Annotated in this window: 21 protein-coding genes; 8 read left to right on the top strand and 13 right to left on the bottom strand. The window is 65.5% G+C overall.

Going from position 1 to position 20,371, the window contains the following annotated elements; translation table 11 throughout:
• Positions 1 to 9: 9 nt before the first annotated feature.
• From KIT86_RS17510 to KIT86_RS17500, 3 genes are read left to right on the top strand one after another with little or no spacing between them, the layout of a single operon-like run.
• The gene (locus KIT86_RS17510) at positions 10 to 396 is read left to right on the top strand and encodes a DUF2845 domain-containing protein (RefSeq protein ID WP_297400684.1); all 387 of its coding nucleotides are present in this window, start codon (positions 10 to 12) and stop codon (positions 394 to 396) included.
• Between the two features lie 51 nt (positions 397 to 447).
• A complete protein-coding gene (locus KIT86_RS17505; RefSeq protein WP_297400683.1) occupies positions 448 to 2,022 on the top strand; it encodes an MFS transporter in 1,575 nt (524 codons plus the stop codon).
• A 25-nt stretch (positions 2,023 to 2,047) separates the two neighbouring features.
• Positions 2,048 to 2,443 (top strand): hypothetical protein, encoded by a 396-nt coding sequence (locus KIT86_RS17500; protein WP_297400682.1) that lies wholly within the window; start codon positions 2,048 to 2,050, stop codon positions 2,441 to 2,443.
• Here KIT86_RS17500 and KIT86_RS17495 read toward each other — a convergent pair.
• Entirely contained in the window at positions 2,382 to 3,266 is an 885-nt protein-coding gene (locus KIT86_RS17495) for a dienelactone hydrolase family protein (RefSeq protein ID WP_297400681.1), read from the bottom strand. The genes KIT86_RS17500 and KIT86_RS17495 overlap by 62 nt on opposite strands.
• Before the next feature lie 95 nt (positions 3,267 to 3,361).
• Between KIT86_RS17495 and KIT86_RS17490 the strand changes: the two genes are divergently transcribed.
• The 3 genes from KIT86_RS17490 to KIT86_RS17480 all read left to right on the top strand — a co-directional run bounded on the left by KIT86_RS17490 (position 3,362) and on the right by KIT86_RS17480 (position 5,754).
• The gene (locus KIT86_RS17490; protein WP_297400680.1) at positions 3,362 to 4,336 is read left to right on the top strand and encodes a GlxA family transcriptional regulator; all 975 of its coding nucleotides are present in this window, start codon (positions 3,362 to 3,364) and stop codon (positions 4,334 to 4,336) included.
• Between the two features lie 105 nt (positions 4,337 to 4,441).
• Entirely contained in the window at positions 4,442 to 5,191 is a 750-nt protein-coding gene (locus KIT86_RS17485) for a sulfite exporter TauE/SafE family protein (protein ID WP_297400678.1), read from the top strand.
• 59 nt (positions 5,192 to 5,250) lie between these two features.
• Positions 5,251 to 5,754: a hypothetical protein gene (locus tag KIT86_RS17480; RefSeq protein ID WP_297400676.1), complete on the top strand. Its 504-nt coding sequence runs from the start codon at positions 5,251 to 5,253 to the stop codon at positions 5,752 to 5,754.
• Positions 5,755 to 6,161: 407 nt separating this feature from the next.
• On the opposite strand, the gene KIT86_RS17475 is transcribed toward KIT86_RS17480, so the two are convergent.
• Positions 6,162 to 9,539, bottom strand: coding sequence for a hypothetical protein (locus KIT86_RS17475; protein WP_297400674.1), 3,378 nt, complete (start codon positions 9,537 to 9,539; stop codon positions 6,162 to 6,164).
• A gap of 256 nt (positions 9,540 to 9,795) precedes the next feature.
• On the opposite strand from KIT86_RS17475, the gene KIT86_RS17470 reads away from it, so the two are divergent.
• Entirely contained in the window at positions 9,796 to 10,413 is a 618-nt protein-coding gene (locus KIT86_RS17470; RefSeq protein ID WP_297400672.1) for a GNAT family protein, read from the top strand.
• A gap of 153 nt (positions 10,414 to 10,566) precedes the next feature.
• Entirely contained in the window at positions 10,567 to 11,100 is a 534-nt protein-coding gene (locus KIT86_RS17465; protein ID WP_297400670.1) for an RNA polymerase sigma factor, read from the top strand.
• 15 nt (positions 11,101 to 11,115) lie between these two features.
• Here the strand turns inward: KIT86_RS17465 and KIT86_RS17460 are convergent, their stop codons facing one another.
• The 11 genes from KIT86_RS17460 to KIT86_RS17410 form a co-directional block, all read right to left on the bottom strand.
• Complete coding sequence (locus KIT86_RS17460; protein ID WP_297400668.1) at positions 11,116 to 12,678, bottom strand: methyl-accepting chemotaxis protein; 1,563 nt, start codon at positions 12,676 to 12,678, stop codon at positions 11,116 to 11,118.
• 136 nt (positions 12,679 to 12,814) lie between these two features.
• Positions 12,815 to 13,582 (bottom strand): flagellar biosynthetic protein FliR, encoded by a 768-nt coding sequence (gene fliR, locus KIT86_RS17455; RefSeq protein ID WP_297400666.1) that lies wholly within the window; start codon positions 13,580 to 13,582, stop codon positions 12,815 to 12,817.
• 19 nt (positions 13,583 to 13,601) lie between these two features.
• Positions 13,602 to 13,871: a flagellar biosynthesis protein FliQ gene (gene fliQ, locus KIT86_RS17450; protein ID WP_291113515.1), complete on the bottom strand. Its 270-nt coding sequence runs from the start codon at positions 13,869 to 13,871 to the stop codon at positions 13,602 to 13,604.
• A 9-nt stretch (positions 13,872 to 13,880) separates the two neighbouring features.
• Positions 13,881 to 14,648, bottom strand: coding sequence for a flagellar type III secretion system pore protein FliP (fliP, locus tag KIT86_RS17445; protein ID WP_297400663.1), 768 nt, complete (start codon positions 14,646 to 14,648; stop codon positions 13,881 to 13,883).
• Positions 14,635 to 15,000: a flagellar biosynthetic protein FliO gene (locus KIT86_RS17440; RefSeq protein WP_297400660.1), complete on the bottom strand. Its 366-nt coding sequence runs from the start codon at positions 14,998 to 15,000 to the stop codon at positions 14,635 to 14,637. Before KIT86_RS17440 ends, fliP begins: the two co-directional genes overlap by 14 nt.
• Before the next feature lie 126 nt (positions 15,001 to 15,126).
• Positions 15,127 to 15,546 carry a flagellar motor switch protein FliN gene (gene fliN, locus KIT86_RS17435; RefSeq protein WP_297400658.1) on the bottom strand — a complete coding sequence of 140 codons (420 nt, stop codon included), beginning with the start codon at positions 15,544 to 15,546 and terminating at the stop codon, positions 15,127 to 15,129.
• On the bottom strand, positions 15,536 to 16,540 hold the full coding sequence (gene fliM, locus KIT86_RS17430; protein ID WP_297400656.1) for a flagellar motor switch protein FliM: 1,005 nt from the start codon (positions 16,538 to 16,540) through the stop codon (positions 15,536 to 15,538). Before fliM ends, fliN begins: the two co-directional genes overlap by 11 nt.
• Positions 16,541 to 16,555: 15 nt before the next feature.
• Complete coding sequence (gene fliL / locus KIT86_RS17425) at positions 16,556 to 17,128, bottom strand: flagellar basal body-associated FliL family protein (RefSeq protein WP_297400654.1); 573 nt, start codon at positions 17,126 to 17,128, stop codon at positions 16,556 to 16,558.
• Between the two features lie 141 nt (positions 17,129 to 17,269).
• Positions 17,270 to 18,550: a flagellar hook-length control protein FliK gene (locus KIT86_RS17420; RefSeq protein ID WP_297400652.1), complete on the bottom strand. Its 1,281-nt coding sequence runs from the start codon at positions 18,548 to 18,550 to the stop codon at positions 17,270 to 17,272.
• Between the two features lie 34 nt (positions 18,551 to 18,584).
• The gene (fliJ, locus tag KIT86_RS17415; RefSeq protein WP_297400649.1) at positions 18,585 to 19,049 is read right to left on the bottom strand and encodes a flagellar export protein FliJ; all 465 of its coding nucleotides are present in this window, start codon (positions 19,047 to 19,049) and stop codon (positions 18,585 to 18,587) included.
• 122 nt (positions 19,050 to 19,171) lie between these two features.
• A partial coding sequence (locus tag KIT86_RS17410; protein ID WP_297400647.1) for a FliI/YscN family ATPase occupies positions 19,172 to 20,371 on the bottom strand: 1,200 nt, incomplete at its 5' end.

Raw genomic sequence — 20,371 nt, 5'->3', positions numbered from 1 at the left:
CCGACCCCCATGCTGGCCCCAGCCGCCCGCCCGCCCTCGACCCTGCCGGGCTGGCCGTGGCTGGCGGGCCTGGGGCTGCTCTTGGCCCTGGCGGGTGGCGCGGCCCCGGCGCGCGCGGAATCGCTGCGCTGCGTGGGGGGCATCGCGGCCGAAGGTGATTCCAAACTCTCGCTGATGGCCAAGTGCGGCCAGCCCGTGCTGACCGACACCTACTGCGCACCCATCTACCAGAACCCCCATTACTACCCCGTGCCCGAGCCCTACGCCAGCCGCATCCTGCCCTGCCAGGTCACCGAGGAATGGCTGTACGACCGAGGCCCCGGCAACCTGTTCGCCACGGTGCGCCTGCGCTCGGGCGTGGTGCTCTCCATCACCTACGGCCACACGCCGCGCTGAGACTTCGCGCGCGCTCCCGCGTACCCCGGGGGGTGTGCGGAATAATGGGCCATGTCCACATCCATCTGGAGCCCGCTTCGCCAACCCGCCTTTCGGGGGCTCTGGATCTGCGGCGCGGTCTTCTTCGTCGGCAGTGGCATGCAGACCATGGCCGCCGCCTGGCTCATGGTCGAACTCACCGGGTCTTCCTTCCTGGCGGCCCTGGTGCAGACCGCGGTGTTTCTGCCCATGTTCCTGCTGGCGCTGCCTGCCGGGGTGCTGGCCGACACCACCGACCGCCGCCGCCTGATCTCGGGCGCGCTGATCGCCCAGGTGGGCGCGAGCGCGCTGCTGGCCGCTCTGGTGCTGGCCGGCTGGGGAGGGCCGGCCTCGGTGCTGTTCCTGGTGTTCGTCTGCGGCTGCTGCACGGCGGTTCTCACGCCGGCCTGGAACTCCTCGGTGGTCGATCCCGTGCCGCGCCCCGAGTGGCCGCAAGCCATCACCGCCATCGGCATTGCCTACAACGCCGCGCGCGCCATCGGCCCCACCCTGGCCGGTTTGCTGTTCGCGCGCCTGGGCGCGGGCTGGGTGTTCGTGGTCACGGTGTTCACCACGGTGGTGATGTGGGAGTCGATCCGCCGCTGGCCACCGCGCGCGCACCCGCCCTCCAGCCTGCCGGCCGAGCGCCTGTGGGGCGGCACGCTCAGCGGCCTGCGCTTTGCCTGGCACTCGCGCCTCATCCTGGCGCAACTCGTGCGCGTGATGGCTTTCAGCGCGGCCGGCTCGGCGCTCTGGGCGCTGCTGCCGGTGATCGCACAGCGCCAGCTGGGCACCGGCGCCGAAGGCTTTGGCCTGCTCATGGGCTGCCTGGGCACCGGGGCGGTCGCCTCGGGCCTCGTCATCGGCCGCCTGCGCGCGCGGTTCTCGCTGGACGCCATCGTGGCCGTGGCCTGCATGGTGTTCGCCACCGTGATGCTGGTGGCCGCCTGGGTGCGCGTGCCGGCGGTGGTGTACGTGGCCATGGCGCTGGGTGGTGCGGCCTGGATGGCCACCATGTCCACCTTCAACACCGCCACCCAGGCCAGCGCCCCGCCCTGGGTGCGTTCGCGTGCGGTGGCGCTGCACATCGTCTCCGCGCTGGGTGCCTTCGCCATCGGCTCGGCCTTCTGGGGCGCGGTGTCCGACCTGGCGGGCCTCACCGCCGCCCTGGCCGCCGCCGGCGTGCTCATGGCCGCGGGCCTGCTGCTGGCGCGCCCCTTTCCCTTGCGCGTGGGCGCGGACCATGAGGTGACCCAGGGCACGCCCTGGGACGAACTCTTCGTCGAAGCCGAGCCCAGCCCCGAGGCCGGGCCGATCGCGGTGGAGGTGGGCTACCGCATCCGCCCCGGCGTGGACCAGGCGTTTCTCGACACCATCGCCCGGATGAAAGCACCGCGCCGCCGCGATGGCGCCACCTTCTGGCGCGTCTACAAAGACCTGGGCGAGCCCTCGCGCTATGTGGAGCGCTTCATCGTCACCTCCTGGGCCGACTACCTGCACCAGCGCGCGCGCGCCACCGTGGCCGATCGCGCGATCGAGACCGAGGTGCGCGCCTACCTCGCCGAGGGCGAGAGCGCGCGCATGTCGCATTACATCGCCGAACGTTGATCCGGCGCCCATTCGAAAGGCCCCCATGAAGCATCCCCGCCTTGCCGCCATCGCCGTGATCGCAGGAGCCTTCGTCCTGGCCGCTTGCCAGGAGCGCGCCCCCGGGTCCGCGCCGGTACCTGCACCTGCACCTGCATCCGCCCCGGCCACCGACGCCTGGCTTGGCGCATGGAACGGGCCCGAGGGCACCTCCCTCCAGCTCGCGGGCGGCGCCGGTCAATACGAAGTGACCATCCGCAACCTCGACGGCCCTCGCACCTTCCCGGGCCGGGCCGCAGGCGATCGCATCGAGTTCGAGCGCGATGGCGTAAAGGAATCCTTGCGCGCCACCAGCGGCGCCGAGACCGGGATGAAGTGGCTCAGCGAGAAGAAGCACTGCCTGACGGTTCGGGCCGGCGAGGGCTACTGCCGGGATTCCTGAGCCGCTGCGCGAAAAAGGCCAGAATCTCGTCGCGCGCCGCGAGCGTCGGCTGGCCGGCCTCATCGATCAGGTGCGCCGTCACCACGCTGTGCGGGCTGTTCACCACCTGCTCGAAGAACGAAGGCAGGGCCGTCTGGTTGGCGGCGCTGTCGGGCAGCACCCTCGCCACGAAGCGCGGGCCCAGCGCGGCCTCGTAGGCCTTGAAACGCGCGGCCTGGCAGAACCTGTCGCCTGCGAAGCGGTAGGCCATCACCGTGAGGTCTTCGCGCTCCAGGCGCGAGCGCACCTCGGCCAGGTCCTCGGGCCCGATCTCCAGGCCGCCCGGATCGTCCAGTGGCAGCGAGGGCTGCGACAGCACGGGTGCGAGCATCGACGGCTCCAGCATCATCGTGAGCGCGAAATTGCCGGTGAAGCACATGCCGATCGCCCCCACGCCGGGGCCGCCGCAGACCTCGTGCGCGTGCCTGGCCAGCCGCCTGAGCCAGCGCGTCACCGGACTGGCCTGGTTCGGTCCCTTGCGGTTGGCGAAGGCGCGGAACTCCGCGCTCACGCAGGCACGCTGCATCACCGCCAGACCCGCTTGGGCCTCGGGCACCGCGCCATCCACGCCGAACAGCGAAGGCATGTACACCGTCCACCCCGCGTCGCGCACCCAGCGCGCAAAGCGCGCCACATGCGGGCTGATGCCCGGCATCTCGGTCATGACGATCACCGCCGGCCCCTGGCCGGCCACAAACACGCGCTTGGTGACACCGTCGAGCGTGATCTCACGCGCCTCGAAATCGGCAAGGGCATCGGGTCCGGTCGGATTCAAGTGGGACATGGCTTGGGCTCTCGGGGTTGGACAGGCCTTGATTGCACCAAGGCCGGCACTACACTGCCAGTGTCTGTTTTGACATCTTTCAAGCGATTCATGCCATGCGAGATTTCACCGTTCTCGTGCTGCCTTCAGCCTGGGGAAGCGGGGTGGCCGTCACACTCGACGTGCTCAGCGCCGCGGCGGCCATCGCGCCGCAGCTCGCTGTGCCGCAGCCCACCTGGCGCGTGTGCTCGCCTGGCGGAGGCCTGGTGGCGCTGGGCCAAGGCCTGCAACTGCAGACGCATCCGATGCCCGCCCGAGCGGGGCGCGACACCTCCACCTGGATCGTGCCCGGCCTGGGTGTGGACCAGCCCTCGGCGCTGGCCGATCGCCTGGCGCGCGACGACGCGCGGGCGGCCAGCGAGCGCCTGCGGCAGCACGTGGCGCGGGGAGGCGAGGTGGCCGCGTCCTGCTCCGCCGTCTTCCTCCTGCACGCGGCGGGCCTGCTGGACGGCCGACGGGTCACCACCTCGTGGTGGCTCGCGCCCCGCCTGCAAGGCCTGGCGCCGTTGTGCCGCGTGGACGCAGACCGCATGGTCTGCGCCGATGGTCCCATCGCCACCGCCGGCGCTGCGCTGGCGCAGACCGACCTCATGCTCCACCTGCTGCGAACCCGCTTCGGCCCGGCGCTGGCGGACGCGGTCAGCCGGGTGCTGCTCATCGACGGTCGGCAGGCGCAGGCTCCCTTTGTGCTGCCCGCCCTGCAGGCCAACGGCAACGAGCTGATCGGCCGCCTGACGCAGTACATCGAGTCCGCGTTGCCCCACCCGCCCGGCGTGGCCGCGCTGGCCGAGGCCTTCGCCATGTCGCCGCGCACCCTGGCCCGGCACGTCAAGGCCGCCACCGGTGGCGGCGCGCTGGCGCTGGTGCAGCGTGTGCGGCTTAACCGCGCGCGCGTGCTGATCGAGCGCAGCCGCCTGACGATCGAGCAGGTGGCGGCCCAGGTGGGCTACGAAGACGCCACCGCCCTGCGGCGCCTCATGCGAAAGTCGGCCGGGGCCCCGCCCAGCCGCTTTCGTTCGGGTCCGCACTGAACCTTCCCCCCCAACCCGCATGCACCCCTGCCGCCTCATCCCCCCAGACGCAAGCCCATGCTGCACGAATTCGCGGGCCGCCCTTGCTCGTGAGGAGATGGCCACGTGACCGCCCCCGAGATTGCCCTGCTCGTGCTGGGCGCGGCCGTGGCGGGCTTCGTGCAAGGCCTCTCGGGCTTTGCCTTCGGCATGGTCGCCATGTCCTTCTGGGTCTGGGGCGTCGAGCCGCGCGTGGCGGCTGTCATGGCCGTGTTCGGCTCGCTCACCGGGCAGGTCGTGGCGGCCGTCACCAGCCGGCGCGCCCTGCGGCTACAGCTGCTCGCGCCCTTCCTTGCCGGCGGTGTGATCGGCATCCCCATCGGCATCGCGGTGCTCCCACACCTCAACCCCGACCTGTTCCGTTTGTGGCTGGGCGCCGTGCTGGTGATCTGGTGCCCCGTCATGCTCCTGTCCTCGCGCCTGCCCAAGGTCTCGCGCGGCGGGCGCCTGGCCGATGGCGTGGCCGGCCTCGCGGGCGGTTTCATGGGCGGCATCGGTGGCTTCACTGGCGTGGTGCCCTCCCTGTGGTGCACGCTGCGCGGCATGGACAAAGACACGCAGCGCGCCATCATCCAGAACTTCAACCTCGCGGCCCTGGCCTTCACCCTGCTGGGCTACGTCATCGCCGGCGCCGTCACGCGCGACCTGTGGCCCCTGCTGCCCGTCGTCGCCGTGGCGCTGCTTGTGCCCGTGCTGCTGGGCTCGCGGCTGTACGTCGGCTTGAGCGAGGCCGCGTTCCGCAAGCTCGTGCTGTCCTTGCTCGGCCTCTCGGGTGTGGCGATGCTGGCGGCCGCGGTGCCGCGCCTGCTGGCCTGAACCCAAAGGAAAAGATTGCGGCGGCCATGTTCTTGGCAGCGCCCGCTGCTGGTCAGGCCATGGACGTCCACAGCAAGGGCTGGCCCTCTGCTGTGCGGCAGATGCCGCGAGGGCGGTGGGAGACGAGCGAGAAGTACAAGCGCGACTTGGAGAAGAAATTCGAACTTCGGCAAAAGACGGATGCCCCGGTGGTCGTGCCCGTCTCGCAAAAGCCCCTTTTTATGGCGCATACCTCACCGGAGCACCCCGGAAAGCTGTTGGCCCGGTTGTCCAGCCGCGTGCCCCAGGATGGCGAGGCGGTCTTCAGGGCGCCATGCTGCGTGAAAGGCGCCTTGCACATGGGCCATGACATGGTGGTTTGCGTGCGCAAGAAGTTGGAGCTGGTGGACATCATTTGCCTTGCTGTCGGTGACGACAAGCTGGCGCAGTCACTGGCCGGTCAATTCGTTCCCAACGCACCGGACCTGAAGGTGAGCAGTCTGATCCACGCGCTGAACTGGGGTGGCTCGCATGACAGCCCCTGGCGGCGATGGCGCAGAGCGTCGAGGGTTTCAGTGAGTTGAATCAGCTCAAGCGAATGAATTTGCCGGCGCTTCGCGGGCCCTAGGTCCACGCCGGGCAATTCCGATCTGCCATCGAGGCCGGCCCACCAGGTCACAAACTTGCTGAAGCCCTCGCGGGCTGGCTCGCCTCGCTTGCGATGCACCGCACCCCGTGCCACGTAGTCGGCCCAGGGCCGCTCCAACGAATCTTCGATGGCAGTGCGCTCATCCTCCGCACAGGGTCGCGGCTTCAGGGGCCCTGCGCAGTTTTGAGTTTGAAATGGTCGTCAGCGCAGATGTCCCGCAAGGCCCAGAGTCCGGACCGCCGCTGCGCGAGGCGGGCGACCGGTGAATCGCCGCCACCTCGGACTTAGTTCAGTGCGCCACTTGCCTCATAGCTCCTGCCTTGCGGCCGGAATCCTGTGCCACTAGGCAGGAAGAGGGCTGGACAGGATCCCTTGTTTAAAGGCGGCCTGTAACGATGATTCATTGCCATTGCCATTGAACTTAGCGTGGAGTGAAACTCGGTTTGAGCTAGGTTGCATAATTGATATGTCTGAAAGGTCGTTGTGACTGATTTCGCTTTCCGAATTGCTTGGTTCTTCATTCGAGCTAGAGTTGACATTGTCCAAGTTCAGATTGATATCTTCAGGGTTGAATATATTCTGTTTCAAGATGAGTATATCTCCCCCTTCATGATTTATCCCAAGCCCCTTGTTCTGATTGGGGTTGCTGTGAGGATTAATAACGATATGTTGCAAAGGTAGTCTGAAGATTTCCTGAATGGCAGCCAAATCGACTGCTGCGTTGATTCGATCGAGGGCGGCATCGTCCGGGATTTTCATGCCTTGTAGACCCGTGATATGATGCAAAGCCACTGCGGCCTGAAGACCGCCTTTGCCAATGATTGCCTTAATTTTTGTCAGCGATGCTCCATCGTCCCAATTCGTGTACACAGAAGCCGCTGTCAGCAGCTCGGACAGCGTGTAGTTGTCGGCATTGATTCCTAGCAAGCTCTTGAATGAATTTCGCAAATTTTCGCTTCTTTCTTTTGCAGTATTGCCGTAATACGCAGAATCCGGCCAAGTCAACACCAGCGGAGATTGCTTCGGATCCTTGTGTATGAAGTGCAAATACAATTGCTCACTCAACGCCTTGTCCACAGCAGGTTTGGCCCATCCTGTCCACGATGACAACTTCCTCATAAAGGCTGTCCAGATAGTCCGTGATTTCCACCTTGCCTGTAATGCATTGCGCACAGAGTCGCTCAATAGACCAGGAGGTAAATCCTTGATGGATATATTGCCCTTGACGATGTCGTCGATGTAATTCTTCTGCCGTGCATCGGTCGCTGAAGTTGGGGTAAGCAGAATTGCGTTGTCCTGGCCTGCGGGAACGCTTTGACTCGGCCCGGCCGGTCTCGTGTTGAATGTTGAATATGCCGTGTTCTCAGCGACAAGATGCTTGCACACATCGTCGAACAAGGTTGTGTTATTGAATTTTCCTTGCAACTTTTGCCCGGACAAAATATTCAAGGCAGCGCTCAAATCCGCTATGTCTGCCGTCGCCGTGAGGTATGGCGTCAGCATTGAGAAGATGCGATTTGCTTCTTCGCCGGTCCGGTTCATGAGCATGAACGCGGCTTTGAAGTTGGCCTCAAAACCATCACCCGCTCTTCTCCATTGCTTTATCAGTTCCTTTCCGTTGCATCCCTCGATGGCTTTCAAAATGGCCTTAAGTGCCGAAGGTGTTGAATTGTTGAGTTGCGCTTTCAGCAAATCCTGCTCTGCTGGATTTCCAATGAATCTGCATTGTGCAATGACGTCTGCATTGTGCGTCGTGTAAGCTGCTGCAAGAGTGCTGGCCTCGAGTTCTGCAGGCTTTTGACGCTCCAGAACCTTTTGACAATTATCTCCGTGCCGCGTGAGATTCCACGTCCGGCTCATGATAAAGCCTTTGAAGAAGGCGCTTAAGCTGCTGTTGCGGGTTTTTCCATTTCTGTTTAATCCGTCCAGGACTTTTAGTGTCAAGTCCGTTTCAGGGGTGTCGCCTACTTGCGCCTTGATGCAATGAATGGACATCTTTTTCACCACGTCTGCATTACCCGACGACATTCGCCAGCCGGGGAGTACCCCAGAAGATGCAGCGATGGCCTTGTCCATTTTGCCTTCCACGAATTTATCGAACATCGCAACTTCTTCGGCCGTGAACTTCAGCGAAGTATCCGTGCTCTCAAGCTGAAAGTCATCTTCCAATTCCCTTTGGTCTTCGTCCTCAAACGACGGCTCAACAACCTCTTCATTGTTTGCTGGTGTGAGGAAATTCAAGATCCGTGCATCCATTGCACTTTTGCTTTTGCTCAATTTTTCACGTAGCAATGCAAGAGGTGTTGTACAGATCTCAACCAGCTGGTGGATGAGGGGAAGGCGATCTTCTGCAGTTACCAGCTTTGAAAGCTGCGCTCTGACGTCGGCAAACATATTTGATCGTCCCATGGATTTGAGAAAATTCCATAGCTGTCTCCCACCTCGGGACAGACTGACGAATTCGTTAACCAGCGCTGGCTGTAGGTACTTCCTATATGCTGCACTGCTAGCCTTCGAGAGAATTTTGACGGTATTCATCAGACGATTGTCGAGACGGTTAGCATACCGTGTCTTGACCCTTATAAAAGCATTTTTCACGGCGTAGAGCAGAATAACGACTGCCGAAATAATTGGAACAATTATGGGAGCTACTGCTGCGCCGACAATAAGAGACGCGACTTTGACTGCGAATGAAAAACCGCTGCCAAATATGCGAGTGATGGCGCCGAAAATAGCCCACCTGTTCGCCGATCTTCGGTGTTCGACGGACTTCTTCTTAAGTTGGAGAATGTGTGTTCCGGTTTCCCCATTCAGTGCCTGAATGCCGTCATCGATGACATTCGTTTTCTCAACCATCTCACGCCTATCCTCTAGAGAGCGCACAAGCTCGTAGGCGCCTCGCCCCATGCCGAAAAGGGAGGTGACGGCCCCCGCGGCGTTCATTCCAGCATCGAAAGTTGATAGTTTTTTTTCGACGGATTCTGTCACGCCGTCACTATTGATGGTGCCTTTGGCTTCTAAATGTGAAAGGCCATCTTTCGCATCTGCATTTGGGATGTTTTCTTTCAGATCCGAATTTGGAATATTTTTATCTGAACTCGCGCTCTGAATGCTGTCTTTTATGTCGTCACTCGAGCCTTTTTTCATTAGCACATCGTAGTTGTAGCCCTGTTGCACAAAGCTGACGATGCCGGCAACTCCGTCTGTGAAAACCTTGGTAAATAATTCAGCCTTGCCTGGCAACCTCTCTGCTGCTTGGAGGTTGATGGCGCATTGGGCCAGCATATTGGCCAACTCAAAGCTGGTGAGTTGTCCCGAGTGGATGGCTGTAAAGAGCTCTTTCAGGTTTTCCTGGATGGCAGTTAGTTGGCTTTGGGCAGCGGCGCAATTTTGGACGCTGAGAATGTCGATTGCAATCGACATAAGAGAAAATGCTGAAGCGACGCTATGAGCTACCTCGTGTGGACTGGTTTGCCCGTCGGTAGGAACAAAAGGTTTGATGCCTGCGACAGTACCATTTGCAATCCCCCATTGAAGGAGATAGGCCACACCATTGGAGATGAGCGTCTCCAGTGGGACATGCGGGCCCTCCGATTTTAGAACGTATCGCTTGAAGTCGGCGTAGAAGGTTTCAGGATTTTTGAATAAATCTGAAGCAAATGATTGCAATTCCAAATTTTGCACCGGAGAGCCGGGCCTAGATACATGTGCTGGGATCACGTGATTACCTCAATGTGTTGCTGTTGCTCGTGGCTGAGTGAGCTTGCAGACAAGGCGGTTCCATTGCCTAGGGCAAGTCCTTAGTGGCATCCCGCTCATGTGCTCAAGTGCGAGGCGGCACTTTCTTCTATTGAGCCGTCATTCGTACCCATCGGCAGTTCGCATTGGCCGTTTCTGCGTCATTTGGTGGCTCGACGCCGCAAACAAGACACGCAACGGCTAATCTCGCGCGCTTTGTTCTCAATGGGGAGCGCGAATGGGTGTGATCGACAGGTCCGGCGCAGCGGGCGGTGCTGCATCACGCCATCCATGCGCCGCGGGCCTTGTCATCCGACCCCTCCTGCAAGCGCACGCCGCGCCTTGGTTTTCGGCGATCGAGCGATCCAGGTCGGCGATCCAGCTCTGGGAGGAGTGGCCCGATGCGGTATCCACGCTGGATGCCGCCGTTGCGTTGCTCGAGCGGCTGCAAGCGGACTGGCACGCCGGTCGAACTTTTTCGTTCGGGATATTCACTGACGAGGGGTCTGTGATTGGCGGCGTGACGGTGTCCAACGTGCTGTGGGATTGCCGATGCGCCGATCTGGGCTACTGGGTGGAGCCCGGCCATGGCGGCAAAGGCATCGCGGCATGGGCTGCGAGCCATCTGGTCGACTTCTGTTTCCGCGTCCTGCGGTTGCAGCGGCTGGCGCTGGTCATCCGGGTGGATCACCTCGCCAGCCAACGGGTGGCGCAGAAGCTGGGCGCGCAGTTCGAGGGCGTCGCGCGAAAGCGCATCTTTCACGCCCAGCGTGCGCTCGACGCCAAGGTGTACGCCATCACGCAGGAGGACGACCTGCCCATGGCACCGTCTTCCCTTGCTTGCACCGGCTCATGAACATCTCGACCAAATAGTCGAGTTCGTGCTTCAGGCGGGCGTTCGAGCGTCCCGATCAAGGTTCTTCCAAGTCGGTTCCACCCATTCCTTGGGCGATGGGCCGAGTCCTACAGTGCGGCGAAGTTTGCAACTACGCCCTCTAGAGGAGAGATTGTGGAAGTCAATCGGATACAGGAAGCCGAGGCAAGCCATGCAGACTTGCATGCACAGCTGGCGGTGTTGGCGTTGCGAACCGAGGGCAAGTTGAGGAGTTTCCTTCGGCGCTTCGAGCGGGATCCTCAGCTGGTGGATGATCTCGTCCAGGACGTGTACGTGGAGGTGTTGAAGTCGCTGCGCAACTTTAGCGGCCGGTCTTGCCTGGAGTCCTGGATCTTCGGGGTTGCGCAGAATGTCGGCCGGCAACACGTGGCCAAGGCGGTGGCCCACCGCGCGCGCTTTGTGGAGACGGAGGAAGTGCCGGTCGACACCAGCGGTACACCCGATGTCTTCCACATCGTTTCCCTGCAGCAGCGGCTGCGGCTCGTGGACCAGAAGATGCGCGCCATGCCGAAGGCCTTGTCTTCGACGTTCGAGGCCTACATCGAAGACGGTCTCACGTACGAGGAGGCGGCCAAGTTGCTGCGCATTCCCATCGGCACGGTTCGATCGCGCATCTCCCGCGTGCGGGAGCTGGTGCAGGATTGCTGAGGGCGCACGTCGGCTTCATGTCGCCAGCGGCATCCCCAGCTTGGGCTGCCGGTTGAGCTTGAAGACGGCGACGGCCTGTACCAGTTGCAGGGCCTGTTGTTTCAGGCTGTCGGCGGCGGCGGCGCTTTCTTCCACCAGCGCGGCGTTCTGCTGCGTGACGCGGTCCATCTGGCTGATGGTCTCGCCGACCTGGCCCACGCCGGCGCTTTGCTCGCTGGTGGCGCTGCTGATTTCGCCCACCAGGTCGGAGACACGGCGGATCGCCTCGACCACGCCCTGCATGGTGACGCCGGCCTGGTCGGCCAGCAGCGTGCCGCTGGCCACGCGTTGCACGCTGGCGTCGATCAGGCCTTTGATTTCCTTGGCCGCCTGGGCGCTGCGTTGCGCGAGGTTGCGCACCTCGCCGGCGACGACGGCGAAGCCGCGGCCCTGCTCACCCGCGCGCGCGGCTTCCACGGCGGCGTTGAGCGCAAGGATGTTGGTCTGGAAGGCGATGCCGTCGATGACGCCGATGATGTCGGCGATGCGCCTGGAGCTGTCGTTGATGCCGCGCATGGTTTCAACGACCTGGCCGACCACGTCGCCGCCTTCGGCCGCGACCTGGGAGGCGTTCTTCGCGAGCTGATTGGCTTTGCCCGCGTGGTCGGCGGTCTGGCGAACGGTGGTGCCCAGCTGCTCCATGGAGGCGGCGGTTTCTTCCAGCGCGGCGGCCTGTTCTTCGGTGCGGTTGGAGAGGTCGGTGTTGCCCTGGGCGATCTGCGTGCTGGCGTTGGACACCAGGGCCGCGTTGTCCTGCACGTGGCTCACGGTCTCGCTGATGCGCTTTTGCATGGTGCGCATGGCACCAAGCAGCTGGCGGGTGTCGTCGTTGCCCACGAGGGCGATCGGGCGGGTGAGGTCGCCGTCGGCGAGGTGGCCGGCGGCGGCCACGGCCTGGTCCATGGCGGCGGCCATGAGGCGGGCGACCCAGAGGGCGCCGAGCACCAGCAGCACGGTGGCCACGAGCACGGCGATGGCGATGGTCCAGAGCGATTGCCCGACGCTGGCGGCGGCGGCCTCTGAAATCTTGGCCCCGTCCTCCTCGATCATGCCGGAGAGTGTTTCGAGCTGGTCTTCGAGCTGGGCGAAGGCCTGGTTCAGGGCCGGCAACTGGGCTTCGGCCTGGGCCGCGCCCTGGGCGGCGCCGCCGATGACGGCTTGCGCGGCCTGGGTGTACTGCTGCACCACGGGCTGCGTGGCGTCCAGCGCCTGGCGGGCTTCGGGGGCGAGGCCGGAGGCGGCGATTTTCTTCAGTGCGCCTTGCAGCGTAGCGACATGGTCGTCGAGGTCTTTGCGCGCGGCGCTCACGGTGGCCGGGTCGCTTTTCATGGCCGCCAGCAACGCGCGCTGCGCGTCGCCACGCAGGGCGTCGTGCATCATGTCCGCGCTCAGGGCGGCGTGCAGGGTCTGGCTGGACTGCGCAGAGGCTTCAACCTTGGCCGCCATGGACGAGACGGCCAGCAGGCCGATGCCCCCGGCCGCGGACACCAGCGCGGCGCCGGCCAGGCCGAGGCAAAGGATCTGGGTGCGAAGTTTCATGGGGTCTCCGGAAAGCGGGCGGATGGGCACGCCAACGCGGCGGCTTGTGCCTGAACCCTGTTTCGACGTGCGCCCGGGCTTGTGTAGCGCGGCCGGACAGGCGGTTGGCGTGGCCGCGCCAAGCCCCACCGCTGCTTCAGCCGCCGGTGAAAATCTCGGTGGCCAGCTTCATGAGCGCGGCCACGGGCGTGTCCAGCATGGGCAGGGTGAAGGCGATGCCCACCAGACCGGCTGAGAGGGTGAGCGGGAAGCCGATGGCGAAGGCGTTCATCTGCGGTGCGATGCGGGAGATGAAGCCGAGCACGATGTTGATGAACAGCAGCATGCCGATCATGGGCAGGGCGATCCACAGGCCGTAGCGGAACACCACCGCGCCCAGTTGGTGCAGCTGCATGCGGTTGATGGACTCGAAGGCGCTGCCGCTCAGGGGAAAGGTGTTGAAGCTGGCCACGACGGCCTGCAACAGCATGAGGTGGCCGCCCATGACGACGAACAGCAGCATGGTGGTGTTGCCGAAGAAGCGCCCCACGGCGCTCGATTGCGAGTTGGTGGAAGGGTCGAAGAAGCCCGCGAAGTTCAGGCCCATCTGCAGGCCGATGAGTTCGCCCGCGAGTTCCACGGAGGCGAAGACGATGCGCACCGCCAGGCCGATGGCCAGGCCCACGATCACCTGCTGCATCACCACGGCGAAGGCGCCGGCGTCGGTGAGGCCGACCACGGGTTGCTCGGGCAGGCCGGCCTGGGCACACACCGCCACCAGGAAAGCCAGGCCCACGCGGGTGCGCATGGGCACCGAGCGCGAGGAGAAGATGGGCGCGCTGGAGAAGACCGCCAGGATGCGCAGGAAGGGCCAGAACACCGGCGAGACCAGCGCCATGATCTGCGCTTCGGTGAACGTGGGCATGCGGCGGCAGCGGGCTCGCTCAGAGCGCGTAGTTCGGGATCGAGAGGATCGTGCTGCGGATGAACTCGACCATGGTGGTCATCATCCACGGGCCGGCGATGGCGAACACCGCGATGGCCGCGATCAGCTTGGGCACGAAGGCGAGCGTGGCTTCGTTGATCTGCGTGATGGCCTGGAACAGGCTGACCAGCAGGCCCACCCCGAGCACCGTGGCAAGCACCGGCGCGGCGACCATGAGCAGCATGAAGAGGGCGTTTTGCCCCATCGTGAGGGCGGCTTGGGGATCCATGGTGTTCCTCTAGGTGGAGAAGCTCGCGGCGAGGGAGCCGAGCAGCAGGTTCCAGCCGTCGGCCAGCACGAACAGCATCAGCTTGAACGGCAGGGCGACCAGCACGGGCGACAGCATCATCATGCCCAGCGACATGAGCACGCTGGCGACGACCATGTCGATCACCAGGAAGGGGATGAAGATCATGAAGCCGATCTGGAAGGCGGTCTTGAGCTCGCTGGTGACGAAGGCCGGCACCAGCACGCGGAAGGGGGCGTTCTGCGCGGTCACGTCGCTGGGCAGCTTGGCGAGCCTGGCGAAGAGTTCGAAATCGGACTGGCGCGTCTGTTTGAGCATGAACTCGCGCATGGGGGCCTGGCCGCGTTCGAGCGCCTGGTCGAAGGTGATGGCGTTGCGCGAATAGGGTTCGTAGGCGTCGGCGTACACGCGGTCCAGCGTGGGGCCCATCACGAACAGCGTGAGGAACAGCGATAGGCCGACGATCACCTGGTTGGGCGGGGCCGACTGCGTGCCCAGGGCCTGGCGCAGGAGCGAAAGCACGATCACGATGCGGGTGAACCCCGTCATGAGCAGCAGCACGGCCGGCAGGAAGGACAGCGCGGTGAAGAACAGCAGGGTCTGGATCGGCACCGAGTAGCTGGTGCCGCCCGCGCCCTGGCCGACCATCAGCGGCAGCGTGGGGCCTGCGGGCGCGGCGGGCGCGCCCTGGGCCCAGGCGGCGCCGCTGGCGACGAACAGGGCCAGGAAGGCCAACACGGCGTGATCAACGCGGCGCATGGGGGCCTTTGAGCGGTTGGGTCAACTGGGCCAGGCGCGCGGCGAAACCGGACGCGGGCGTGACGATGGGGCCGGCCAGATCGGCCAGATCGGCCGGCAGGGCCATCTGGTGCAGCGCGTTCACGCTGCCGGGGGAGACGCCGAGCACGAGGCACACGCGGTCTTCGCCCTGGCCGATCTGCACGGTCACCACGCGTTGCTGCGGGCCCAGCGAGAGGGTGGAGAGCACGTGCATGGGCGGGCCGCTGTGGCCCACGGCGCCCGGCAGGCGGCGGCGTGCCCACTTCAGGGCGAAGGCCAGGCCCACCATGAGGGCGAGCAGGAGCAGCGCGGGCATCGCGTTTTGCAGCATGAGGGGCTCGATGGGTGAAGCGGTTTTCAGTCGTGGGATGCCGGGGAACCGGCTTTGCCGGACCTCAGGCATCGCCCCCCTTCCAGGGGGGAGACGCCGTAGGCGGCGCGGGGGGTGTTCATGCCTTCATGTCCTGCTCACCCTGCGCATGCGCTCGGAGGGCGTCACGATGTCCGTCAGGCGGATGCCGAACTTGTCGTTCACCACCACCACCTCGCCCTGGGCGATCAGGTAGCCGTTGATGAGCACGTCCATGGGTTCGCCGGCCAATGCGTCGAGTTCGACGATGGAGCCCTGCGCGAGCTGCAGGATGTACTTGATCGGCACCCGGGTGCGGCCCAGCTCCACCGAGAGCTGGACGGGGATGTCCAGCACCATCTGGATGTCCTGCATCGGGTTCGCGCCCGAGGTGACCGGTGCGGTGCTGGCCTCGAACTCGGGCGCGCCGTCGGCGACCGGATCGGTGGTGGCGGCCTGCTCTTCCAGGGCCTGGGCCCATTCGTCGGCAACAGCGTCGTTCATGGTGTTGGTGCTCTCAGTTGACATAGGAATCTCCCAGCCAGTGCAGGTCGGTGCCACGCAGGTTGCGCTCGACGCGCAGGGCGTACTTGCCCTTGTGGGTGCCGTACTGGCATTCAAAGACGGGCACGCCGTCCACGTGGGCCTTGATCGACGGGTGCCGATCGAGTTCGATGAAGTCGCCGATCTGCATGGCCAGCAGCTGTTCCACCGTGGCTTCGGTCTGGGCCAGTTCGGCGACCATGGTCACCTCGGCGGCCTGGATCTCGTGGCTCAGCAGCTTGACCCAGCGGCGGTCGACTTCGATGGCGTCGCCCTGCACGCTGGAATACAGCACATCGCGGATGGGCTCGAGCGTGGCGTAGGGAATGCAGATGTGCAGCGAGCCCGCGATGTCGCCGATCTCCAGCGTGAAGCTGGTGGAGACCACGATTTCGCTGGGGGTGGCGATGGTGGCGAACTGGGGCTGCATCTCCGAGCGCTGGTAGGCCAGCTCGATCGGGTACACGCCGCGCCAGGCTTTCTTGTATTCCTCGGCCACCACCTCCACCAGGCGGTTGATCACGCGCTGTTCGGTGGGCGAGAAGTCACGGCCTTCGATGCGGGTGTGGAACTTGCCATTGCCGCCGAAGAGGCTGTCGATCACGCCAAACAGCAGCGTGGGCTCGCAGACCACCAGGCCGTTGCCGCGCAGCGGGCGGATGGCCATGATGTTGAAGTTGGTGGGCACCACCAGTTCGCGCAGGAAGGCGCTGTACTTCTGCACCTGCACCGCGCCCACCGAGATCTCGGGGCTGCGGCGGATGAAGTTGAACAGGCCCAGGCGCAGGTTGCGCGAGAAGCGCTCATTGACGATTTCCATGGTGGGCATGCGCCCACGCACGATGCGTTCCTGGCTTGAGAGGTTGTAGTCGCGCACACCGCCGGTCTGCACTTCCTCTTTCGCGAGTTTCTGGCTCTCGCCGGTGACGCCTTCCAGAAGGGCGTCGATTTCTTCCTGGGACAGAAACGAATCGGCCATGGCGTGTCGTCCCGTTTATTGAACGATGAAGCTGGAGAACAGCACGGCCTGCACGGGGTTGGGTGCGGCCTTGGCTTTCTTCTTGCGAGGCGCGTCCTCGTCCTCGCTGGCGACGGTGTAGCCCATCTCCTTGGAGATCGTGGCGATGATGTCGCTGGCGAGTTTTTCCTTGCCCTTGAGCGCGAGCATCTCGTCGGCGGTGCGCTGCGAAATCAGCACCAGCACCTGGCTGCGGATGCTGGGCAGGTAGGCCTTGACGGCGGTCTCGGTGCCGGCGTCCTGCAGCTGTAGGGTCAGGCCGAGCTGGATGAACCGGTTGCCGCCGGGGTCGGCCAGGTTGATGACCATGTTCTCCAGCGGCAGAAAAACCGGTGCCGTCTTGGGGTTCTTGGCCGCGTGTTCGACGGGGGCGTGCCCCTCGTCTTCGTAGTCGTCTTCGGCGGTGTTCTTCTTGAGGATGAACAGCGCGGCGGCGGCGCCGATCAGCGCGAGCACGACCACGCCGAGCACGATGAACAGCAGCTTCTTGCTCTTCTTCTTCGGCGCATCGGGGGCGGCAGCGGTGGCGGTGGCGGCGGCAGCAGACATGTTCTTCCTTCAACGTTGCCCACCGGCCATACCGGGTGGGGTTGAAAGAATTATTGGGCGCCACCCCCCTGGCCGTTCGCCAGATAAGCGCCGGAAAAGCCGGCTATTCAGTGGCGGGAAGGCAGGGCGGGCGCCTGCGGATCAGGCGAACACGTCCAGCGGCCGGCTGCCGTCGGTGCGCGGGGCCAGCACCGGCCGGGCGGCCGGTTCGGCCGCCTGGCTGGCGCGGCCCAGGGCCTCGGTGCTCAGTCCGGCCTGGCGCGGCTGGTAGGCACCATCGCCTTGCGCCTGCCCTTGCGAGCCCACGGACACGCCGCCGAGCTGGATGCCGCTGCGCTGCAGCAGGTCGGCCAGCGATTCCCCGGCGCTTTCTCGCAAGGTGGCGCGCGCCTCGGCGTTGTCGGTCTGGAAGGCGACCTGCACCTCCTGGCCTTTGACGGCGAGCTGGATGTCGATGGCGTCGGCGCCTTCGCCGCCCACGCGCAGACTGGCGTGGCGCATGTGCTGGGTGCCCCAGTGGCTCACGGTCGGGGCGTCGGCATCGGCGCGGGCGTCGGCCGCGTGGCGACCATCGCCATGGCCCTGGTCGGTGAAGGACTGGGAAGCGGTGTCGCTTCCGCCGCCGCTGCTGTCACCGGGGGCGGTGCCGCTGGCCGCGCTCAGGCTGCCGTCCTGCACCGGGCCGGCGGCCGTGGTGCTGGCCGGGCCGCTCAGGGTGAATTCGCGCGCCGGGCCGGGGCCGGCGCCCGCCTCCGGGCTGGCCGAGGCCACGCCCAGGCGTTCGTTGAGGGCGACGGTGGCGCGCACCTGCGCGAACTGCGCGCTCTGCTGTTGCTGCAGAGCCTCCGTGCTGGAGACCGCGCCGCGCTGCCAGACCATGGCGGGAGCGCCGCCTTGTACGGCGTTGCTGTCTCCCGCGCGCTGGGCGGCGGCGGTGGCGGCCGCCGTGGTGGCGGCGGCGGCGTTGGGGTTGAGCGGGCTGAAGGCCGGTCGCGACGCCGCGGCGGCGCGCGCTTGCGTGGCCGCGTTCGGCAGGTCGGTCGCGGCCTCGTCCACGCGCGTCATGCCGCTGACGTCGATGCCGCCTTCGCGGGCGGCGCCTTCGCCTTTGCCGGGAGCGGGGGTGCCCGCCGATCCGGCGCCGGTGCCGGTGGGCGTGGCCGCGCCGGGCAGGCCCCAGGCGAGCAGGGCGGCCAGGGGGTTGCTGTCGGTCGGGTCCTCTGCTTCGGCTTGGGCGTCCGGGGCGGCTTCGCCCTCGGCCGGAGCCTGGTGCGTGTCGCTCACCAGGCTGAGCAGGCTGGCGAACAGGTCCTCCGCGGGCTTGTCGGCGTTGGCGCGCGCCTGGTTGCCACCCTGCTGGGCCGGTTTGGACGCGGCTTCGACGGGCTTGGGCGCTTGGGTGCTGGCGTGCGTGGTGGTCATGGTGGGGTCATCGGGCTGGTGGTCGTCAGGGGCTTCAGTTGCGGGCCTGTGCCTGGGCCAGGCTCTGGCGCAGGTGGATGGACAGCGCCATCTCGTCGGTCTGCTTCTGTTCCTGGCGCTGGGCTTTGTGGGCGATGGCCTGCACCTTGCGGTCGGTGAACTTGCGCAGGCCGGCGAGGTCGCGCTCGGTGACGTGCACCTGCTCCTGCGCCGTGTCGATGAGGTGCTGGCGGTCGGCCAGCACGCCGCGCTGGAATTCCACCGCGTGGTAGATCTTGTGCATGAATTCGCGGTGGTGCATCAGCAAGGCGGTGTCCACGCCGGTGGCGCAGCGCGACACCCAGCGGGCTTCGGCCTCCAGCGCATAGGCCTGCAGCTGGTCCATCTGGTCCTGCGCCACCTTGAGCTCGCGTTGCAGCTGGGCGACCACGCCCAGGGCCTCGTCGCGGCGTTTCTCGGCCAGTTCCACCACTTTGTTCAGTGTTTGCAGTTGGGTCATTTCATCTACTCGGCAAAGACGGGGGCGTGAAGAAATGCGGTGCAGAAACGCTGCGCAACCGGCCAGGCCGGGCCGCCGGCGTTGCCCTTGGCGGGTTGGCGCAAAGCGCCGCAGGGAGGGGCCTAGCCTTCATACGGGTTGTGATGGGGGCGGGTCTGGCGCTGCGAGGAGGGCTTGTCCTTCTCGTCCTGCAGCGCGGCCTGCATCTGGCGCAGGCTCTCGGGCAGGGTGGCGGCCTCGTGCATGTCCTGCATCAGGAAGCGCTGCAGGGCGGGGTAGAGCACGATGGCGCGGTCGGTCTCGGGGTCGCTGCCGGCCACGTAGGCCCCGAGCTGGATCAGGTCACGGCTCTTCTGGTAGCGCGAGTACAGGCTGCGGAAGCGGCGCGCCAGTTCCAGGTGCACCGCACCGGCCACGTTGTGCATCACGCGCGAGGCCGAAGCCTCCACGTCGATGGCGGGGAAATGGCCCGATTCGGCGAGCGCGCGCGAGAGCACGATGTGGCCGTCCAGGATGGCGCGCGCCGCGTCGGCGATCGGGTCCTGCTGGTCGTCGCCCTCGGAGAGCACGGTGTAGAAGGCGGTGATCGAGCCGCCGCCCTTGCGTCCATTGCCGGCCCGTTCCACCAGTTGGGGCATCTTGGCGAAGACCGACGGCGGGTAGCCCTTGGTGGCCGGAGGTTCACCAACGGCCAGGGCGATCTCCCGCTGGGCCTGGGCATAGCGGGTCAGGGAATCCATGATCAGCAGTACGTTCATGCCCTGGTCGCGGAAGTACTCGGCGATCGCGGTCGCGAGCCAGGCGCCGTGCAGACGCATCAGCGGCGACTGGTCCGCCGGCGTTGCGACGACCACGGCCCGCCGGCGTCCATCGGGTCCGAGAATGCGATCGATGAACTCCTGCACCTCGCGCCCGCGCTCGCCGATCAGTCCGACGACGATCACGTCCGCCGCCGTGTAGCGCGCCATCATGCCGAGCAGCACGCTCTTGCCGACGCCGCTGCCGGCGAAGAGGCCGATGCGCTGGCCGCGGCCGACCGTCAGCAGCGCATTGATCGAGCGCACGCCGACGTCGAGGGGCTCGGAAATCGGTCGACGCGCGAGCGGATTGATCGGCGCGCCGCCCATCAGCCGCACCGGCGTCTCGCAATCGAGCGCGCCGAGGCTGTCGAGCGGCTGGCCCGAGGCGTCGACCACGCGGCCGAGCAGCGCATCGCCGACGCGCACCGTCTGTGTGTCCCGGTTCGGCACGACGCGCGCATGCGGCGCGAAGCCGTGCGCATCGGCGGTCGGCATCAGGTAGAGGCGCTCGCCGGAGAAGCC

This window comes from Hydrogenophaga sp. (assembly GCF_026125825.1).
GTDB lineage: Bacteria > Pseudomonadota > Gammaproteobacteria > Burkholderiales > Burkholderiaceae_C > Hydrogenophaga.
The sequence above is the reverse complement of the archived record's forward strand: the minus strand, read 5'-3'. Positions and strand labels throughout refer to the sequence as shown.

Coding starts and splice junctions, on each gene's coding strand:
- fliL (WP_297400654.1), bottom strand. CDS start 17,128: ATGTCTGCTGCCGCCGCCACCGCCACCGCTGCCGCCCCCGATGCGCCG.
- KIT86_RS17440 (WP_297400660.1), bottom strand. CDS start 15,000: ATGCTGCAAAACGCGATGCCCGCGCTGCTCCTGCTCGCCCTCATGGTG.
- KIT86_RS17510 (WP_297400684.1), top strand. CDS start 10: ATGCTGGCCCCAGCCGCCCGCCCGCCCTCGACCCTGCCGGGCTGGCCG.
- KIT86_RS17500 (WP_297400682.1), top strand. CDS start 2,048: ATGAAGCATCCCCGCCTTGCCGCCATCGCCGTGATCGCAGGAGCCTTC.
- KIT86_RS17470 (WP_297400672.1), top strand. CDS start 9,796: ATGGGTGTGATCGACAGGTCCGGCGCAGCGGGCGGTGCTGCATCACGC.
- KIT86_RS17480 (WP_297400676.1), top strand. CDS start 5,251: ATGGACGTCCACAGCAAGGGCTGGCCCTCTGCTGTGCGGCAGATGCCG.
- fliQ (WP_291113515.1), bottom strand. CDS start 13,871: ATGGATCCCCAAGCCGCCCTCACGATGGGGCAAAACGCCCTCTTCATG.
- KIT86_RS17420 (WP_297400652.1), bottom strand. CDS start 18,550: ATGACCACCACGCACGCCAGCACCCAAGCGCCCAAGCCCGTCGAAGCC.
- fliR (WP_297400666.1), bottom strand. CDS start 13,582: ATGCCCACGTTCACCGAAGCGCAGATCATGGCGCTGGTCTCGCCGGTG.
- fliP (WP_297400663.1), bottom strand. CDS start 14,648: ATGCGCCGCGTTGATCACGCCGTGTTGGCCTTCCTGGCCCTGTTCGTC.
- fliJ (WP_297400649.1), bottom strand. CDS start 19,049: ATGACCCAACTGCAAACACTGAACAAAGTGGTGGAACTGGCCGAGAAA.
- KIT86_RS17495 (WP_297400681.1), bottom strand. CDS start 3,266: ATGTCCCACTTGAATCCGACCGGACCCGATGCCCTTGCCGATTTCGAG.
- fliN (WP_297400658.1), bottom strand. CDS start 15,546: ATGTCAACTGAGAGCACCAACACCATGAACGACGCTGTTGCCGACGAA.
- KIT86_RS17505 (WP_297400683.1), top strand. CDS start 448: ATGTCCACATCCATCTGGAGCCCGCTTCGCCAACCCGCCTTTCGGGGG.
- KIT86_RS17490 (WP_297400680.1), top strand. CDS start 3,362: ATGCGAGATTTCACCGTTCTCGTGCTGCCTTCAGCCTGGGGAAGCGGG.
- fliM (WP_297400656.1), bottom strand. CDS start 16,540: ATGGCCGATTCGTTTCTGTCCCAGGAAGAAATCGACGCCCTTCTGGAA.
- KIT86_RS17460 (WP_297400668.1), bottom strand. CDS start 12,678: ATGAAACTTCGCACCCAGATCCTTTGCCTCGGCCTGGCCGGCGCCGCG.